Origin of the sequence: Actinoplanes sp. NPDC051633 (assembly GCF_040681735.1) — a bacterium.
GTDB lineage: Bacteria > Actinomycetota > Actinomycetes > Mycobacteriales > Micromonosporaceae > Actinoplanes.
Genome location: NZ_JBFAZH010000605.1, coordinates 1 through 4,835 on the forward strand (window position 1 = coordinate 1; position 4,835 = coordinate 4,835).

Below are 4,835 nucleotides of genomic sequence, written 5' to 3' on the forward strand. Positions count from 1 at the left end.
GCGAGGACTTCCGCGCCAGCTTGCTGATCGCGGTGTACGTGCCGTTCCTGCTGACCTTCGGCATCCTGCTCGCCCAGCCCGCCGAGGACGGTGACTGGCGTGTGCTGTGCACGCTGATCGCCGTGATCCTCTCGGACACCGGCGGCTACGCGTTCGGCGTCTTCCTCGGCAAGCACCCGATGGCGCCGCGGATCAGCCCGAAGAAGTCCTGGGAGGGCTTCGGCGGCTCGGTCACCGCCGCGGCCGTGGGCAGCGCGATCGTGCTGTACTTCACGCTCGACGTGGCGTTCTACTGGGGAGCGCTGTTCGGCGCCGTGATCGCCGTCGTCGCGGTCACCGGCGACCTGGCCGAGTCGATGCTCAAGCGCGACCTGGGCATCAAGGACATGAGCCAGCTGCTTCCCGGCCACGGCGGGCTGATGGATCGGCTCGACTCGATCCTGTTCGCGGTGCCGACGGCCTACCTGCTGCTGACACTGATCGCGCCGCCGGGGTAAGCGATGAGTGACGATCTGCGCGGGCGTGGGAGACTTGACGCGCCATGACGACTCTTCCGGTCATCCCGACCAGCCCCGACACGCCTGACGCCGTGCGTACCCGGCGTCGCTTCAGCATGCCGCCCCGTCACCTCGCCGATCTCGACCTGGCCGGCCGCAAGGCGGCCGTGACCGGGCTCGGCGAGCCCGCGTTCCGCGCCAAGCAGATCTCCACCCACTACTTCGGCCGCCTGGTCCGCGATGCCGCGGCGATGACCGACCTGCCCGCCGCCACGCGTGACCGGCTCACCGGCGACCTGCTGCCGCAGCTGCTCACCCCGGTGCGCGAGATGGCCTGCGACGACGGCGCGACCCGCAAGACGTTGTGGAAGCTGCACGACGGCGCGCTCGTGGAAAGCGTGCTGATGGGCTATCCGGACCGGGTCACCGCCTGCGTCTCGAGCCAGGCCGGCTGCGGCATGGCCTGCCCGTTCTGCGCCACCGGCCAGGCCGGGCTGACCCGCAACCTGTCCGTCGCCGAGATCGTCGACCAGGTCGTCTATCTGGCCGGCGTGGCCGCCTCGGGTGCGGTCACCGGCTCCCCGCCGCGGCTGTCCCGCGTCGTGTTCATGGGCATGGGCGAGCCGCTGGCGAACTACCCGCGGGTGCTCGAGGCGGTCCGCCGCCTCACCGCCCCGGCGCCGGAGGGGCTCGGCCTTTCCCAACGGCACATCACCGTCTCCACCGTGGGTCTCGTGCCTGCGATGCGACGGTTGATATCCGAAGAGCTTCAGGTGACCCTTGCACTCTCACTGCATGCCCCCGATGATGATCTGCGCGATGAGCTTGTGCCCGTCAACCAGCGTTGGAAGGTGGCCGAGGTGCTCGGAGCCGCGTTCGACTACGCGGCGCAGACCGGACGCCGGATCTCCATCGAGTACGCCCTGATCAGGGACGTAAACGATCAGCCCTGGCGTGCCGACCTGCTCGGCAGGCTGCTGCACGGCAAGCTTGCCCATGTGAATCTCATCCCGCTGAACCCGACTCCGGGCAGCAAGTGGGATGCCAGTCCCAAGCCGGTCGAGCGGGAGTTCGTCGCCCGGCTGCGCGCTGCCGGTGTCGCGACGACGGTCCGTGACACCCGGGGCCGGGAGATCGACGGGGCGTGCGGCCAGTTGGCCGCGAGTGAGGTGACGGGGGCGGGCGCAGGGGGCACCGCAGCCGACGCGGAGGTGGCACAGTGACTGGGTTGAGAGCCCAGCAGGCGGAGTGGGAGACGTTGTGACTAGTCAGGGACAGCGTTTCCGCCGGCGCGCGTTGCGGCGCGGATACAAGGTCGACGAGGTCGACGGCTTCCTCGACCGCGTGGAGGCGACCCTGGCCGGCGAGCAGATCGGTCCTCCGGTCGGCGCGCAGGAGGTGCACGACGTGGTCTTCCGCGTGCGCTTCGGCGGCTACGACGAATGGCAGGTCGACCTGCACCTGGACAGGGTGGAGCGGCAGCTCGCCGAGTTCGAGGAGCGCGGCGGCCGGGTGCCCGACCCGCGGATGCAGCCCGAGCCGATGCGGGGCGCCGGCGGCGGCATGCCGGTCGACCGGATGGGCCCGTCGTCGATGGGCCGGTCCGCGCCGCCGACCGAGCGCATCCAGATGCCGCCGCAGATGCCGCACCGCCAGCAGATGCCGCCGCCCGCCCCGGATCCGACCTTCGGTCGCGGCGGGTATGAGGAGCCGTCGTACGGCGGTCAGCCGCAGCGCGGCCCGGCGGGGTACGACACCGGCGCGTACGAGCCGTTCGAGCCCGGACGTCACGGCAAGACCGACATGACCGCCGAGATCCGGATGCCCGAGCGCGAGCGGGAGCGCGGTGGCTACGGCCCGTCCCCGATGAGCGGGCCGCCGATGTCGGCCTCGCCCATGAGCGGCCCTCCGATGGGCGGTCCGCCGATGGGCGGGGGCGGGCCGATGGGACCGCCGCCCGGCGGTCCGGGCGGGCCCAACGGCGAGCTGTATCGCGTCGACCAGCTGCGGCGGACGTTCCAGCCGCGGCGGTTCGGCAGCGGGTACGACCCCATGCAGGTGGACCGGCTCTTCGAGAGCATCCTGCAGGCGATGTCCGGCCGGGCGCCGATGCCGGTCCCCGAGAACGAGCTCGACACGCTCCAGTTCGGGCTCGTACCCGGGGGCTATTTCGAGGCCGAGGTGGACGCCGCCCTGCGTGAGGTCAAGGACATCCTGTTGCGGCGTCGCTGAGCGAGGGCTCCTTCGGGAGCCCTACTGGTCGTTGGCCTTCAGGCCGTTGCGGCGCAGCACCGTGTCTGCGATCACGGCCCCCACCAGCAGCAACGCGGTGAGGATGAGGTAGACGTTCTCGGTGTTGCCCTCGTGGTTGCCCCACAGATAGAGCAGCATGATCACCGCGGATCCGAGCGCGCCGCGACGGGCCCACTTGCGATTGCCCGGCTTGAGCTGGTCGGGTGCGTAAACCGGCTCTTCAGCCACGATTCGGTCCTCCTGCGGCGGTGATCCAGTATCCCGCTCATTTTCGCACGACGGCTCCGCGCGCGGCCCACCAACCCGCACCCGGTACCTTCGATGCCGTCGGAAATCGACAAGGCGAGGGAGTTCTACGGTGCGGATCACTGGCACGGGGCACGCGAGCATGCGGATCGACACGGCCGCCGGCAGCATTCTGTGCGACCCGTGGGTCAACCCAGCGTATTTCGCCTCGTGGTTCCCCTTCCCGGACAATTCGCTCCTGGACTGGGAGACCCTCGGCGACGTCGACTACCTGTACGTGTCGCACCTGCACCGCGACCACTTCGACGCCAAGAACCTGAAGCAGCACGTGAACAAGAAGGCCACGGTGCTGCTGCCGGAATACCCGACCAGCCAGCTCGAGGACGAGCTGCGCGAGCTCGGCTTCACCAGCTTCCTGCGGACCAGGTCCAACGAGGTGCACGAGCTCGACGGCGGCCTCAAGGTGATGATCCAGGCGCTGATCAGCCCCACCGACGGCCCGATCGGCGACTCCGCGCTGTGGGTCGAGCACGACGGCATCCGGGTGCTCAACCAGAACGACGCCCGGCCCACCGACCTGACCACGTTCGCCGAGCTGGGCCACGTGCACGCGCACATGCTGCAGTTCTCCGGCGCGATCTGGTACCCGATGGTCTACGAGCTGCCGGAGGGCGCCAAGCGCGCGTTCGGCAAGCAGAAGCGTGACCGGCAGTTCGACCGGACCTGGCGCTACATCAACGACCTCAAGGCCTCCTACGTCTTCCCGATCGCCGGCCCGCCCTGCTTCCTCGACGACGAGCTGTGGCAGTTCAACGACATCTTCGGCGACGAGGGCAACATCTTCCCGGACCAGTCGGTCTTCATCCGGGAGTACGCGCAGGTCGGCGGCACCAACGGCGTCGTGCTCCTGCCCGGCAGCGTGTCCACGCTGACCCAGGACACCTGCGCGACCACCCACCCGACCGACGTCGACGAGTTCTTCGCCAACAAGGTGCAGCACCTCGAGGAGATGCGCGAGCGCAAGCGCGGCATCATCGAGGCGGAGAAGGCGTCCTGGCGGCACCCCGAGATCGACGTGCTGGGTGAGCTGAAGAAGCGCATCGAGCCGCTGCTCGAGGAGTCCATCTACATGGCCAAGGGGGTCGGCGGCCCGGTCCGGTACGACCTCACCGACTCGTTCGGCCCGGACGGCGAGATCCTCGAGTCGATCGTCGTGGACTTCCCCGGCAAGCAGGTGCGCCCCTACGCCGACGAGAAGGTGCGGTACCGCTTCAAGACCGGCCGTGCCCTGGTCGAGCACCTGATCCACATCGACGAGGGCGACTGGGTGAACTCACTGTTCCTGTCCTGCCGCTTCTCCGCGGCCCGGATCGGGCAGTACAACGAGTTCGTCTACTCGTTCTTCAAGTGCCTGTCCGAGGAGCGTCTGCAGTACGCCGAGGGCTGGTACGACGAACACGAGCGCGAGGTCGACGCCGAGGACACGGTGATCGGCGACTGGGACGTGCAGCGCCGCTGCCCGCACCTCAAGGCCGACCTGTCCCGGTTCGGCGTGCTGGACGGCAACGTGCTGACCTGCCAGCTGCACGGCTGGAAGTTCGACCTGCCCTCGGGCCGCTGCCTGACCGGCGTCGGCCACAGCATCCGCGCCTCGAAGAGGTCAGACGGCTAGGCCGTGTTTCGTAGTCCGACCGGGGCTGCGGCGTGGCCCAGAGCGCGCCTGACAGCGGGCGCGAGGCACCCAAATACAACCCCGGTATTAGGGCGCGTCGCGCCCGATGCCAGCCACACTCTGGACCTCGCCTCGCACACGGCCGGACAACGAAAAACGGCCTATGT

At 69.3% G+C, this 4,835-nt stretch carries 5 protein-coding genes; 4 read left to right on the forward strand and 1 reads right to left on the reverse strand.

The window, feature by feature from the left end:
- From AB0M20_RS27720 to AB0M20_RS27730, 3 genes are all read left to right on the forward strand, one after another.
- A partial coding sequence (locus AB0M20_RS27720; RefSeq protein ID WP_364303071.1) for a phosphatidate cytidylyltransferase occupies positions 1-497 on the forward strand: 497 nt, incomplete at its 5' end.
- 44 nt (positions 498-541) lie between these two features.
- Complete coding sequence (gene rlmN, locus AB0M20_RS27725) at positions 542-1,720, forward strand: 23S rRNA (adenine(2503)-C(2))-methyltransferase RlmN (RefSeq protein WP_364303073.1); 1,179 nt, start codon at positions 542-544, stop codon at positions 1,718-1,720.
- 37 nt (positions 1,721-1,757) lie between these two features.
- Entirely contained in the window at positions 1,758-2,729 is a 972-nt protein-coding gene (locus tag AB0M20_RS27730) for a DivIVA domain-containing protein (protein WP_364303075.1), read from the forward strand.
- Between the two features lie 21 nt (positions 2,730-2,750).
- Here the strand turns inward: AB0M20_RS27730 and AB0M20_RS27735 are convergent, their stop codons facing one another.
- Positions 2,751-2,981, reverse strand: a complete 231-nt coding sequence (locus AB0M20_RS27735; RefSeq protein WP_364303079.1) for a DUF2631 domain-containing protein — start codon at positions 2,979-2,981, stop codon at positions 2,751-2,753.
- 127 nt (positions 2,982-3,108) lie between these two features.
- Here AB0M20_RS27735 and AB0M20_RS27740 point away from each other — a divergent pair, with 127 nt between their 5' ends.
- Complete coding sequence (locus tag AB0M20_RS27740; protein WP_364303077.1) at positions 3,109-4,668, forward strand: Rieske 2Fe-2S domain-containing protein; 1,560 nt, start codon at positions 3,109-3,111, stop codon at positions 4,666-4,668.
- Positions 4,669-4,835 lie beyond the last annotated feature (167 nt).

Excerpts from the sequence above, each read along its gene's own strand:
- rlmN (WP_364303073.1), top strand. The coding sequence starts at position 542 with ATGACGACTCTTCCGGTCATCCCGACCAGCCCCGACACGCCTGACGCC.